This window comes from Streptomyces griseoflavus, from assembly GCF_014649995.1.
Taxonomy (GTDB): domain Bacteria; phylum Actinomycetota; class Actinomycetes; order Streptomycetales; family Streptomycetaceae; genus Streptomyces; species Streptomyces griseoflavus.
Genome location: NZ_BMUC01000009.1, coordinates 1 through 429 on the forward strand (window position 1 = coordinate 1; position 429 = coordinate 429).

At 65.7% G+C, this 429-nt stretch carries 1 protein-coding gene; it reads left to right on the top strand.

Annotated elements, in window-relative coordinates; genetic code table 11:
- Window positions 1–429: YwqG family protein (locus tag IE172_RS19235; RefSeq protein ID WP_190098475.1), on the top strand; the 429-nt coding region annotated here is incomplete at both ends.

Sequence of the window (429 nt, forward strand, 5' to 3'; positions counted from 1 at the left end):
GATCGGCGAGGAGTACGGGGGCATCTGGGACGAGGTGGAGGACGAGGAGGCCGAGTGGCACGCTCGGCTGGAGGCCGCCATCGAGGAGTACGCCACCAAGGTCGGCGTCCGGCCGGCCATGAACAACAGCACCGACAAACTGCGGGGAGTGCAGCGGAACGTACACGACAGCTGGGACGACAGCACCGAGGAGTTCCAGCGACTGCGGGAGGAGGCGGTCCTCGAACTCCGGGACGACCCGGAGCGGTTCGACGAGGTCTACGACCGGGCGTGGCGGGAGCTGCCCGAACAACCGCTGTTGCACCTCGCGACCTTCAACATGGAGTCGCTCCAGTACGAATGGATGGATGGCGACATCAGCTGGTTGATCAGCCGCGACGACCTCCACGCCAGACGGTTCGACAAGGTCGAGCACTACTGGCTGGGCTG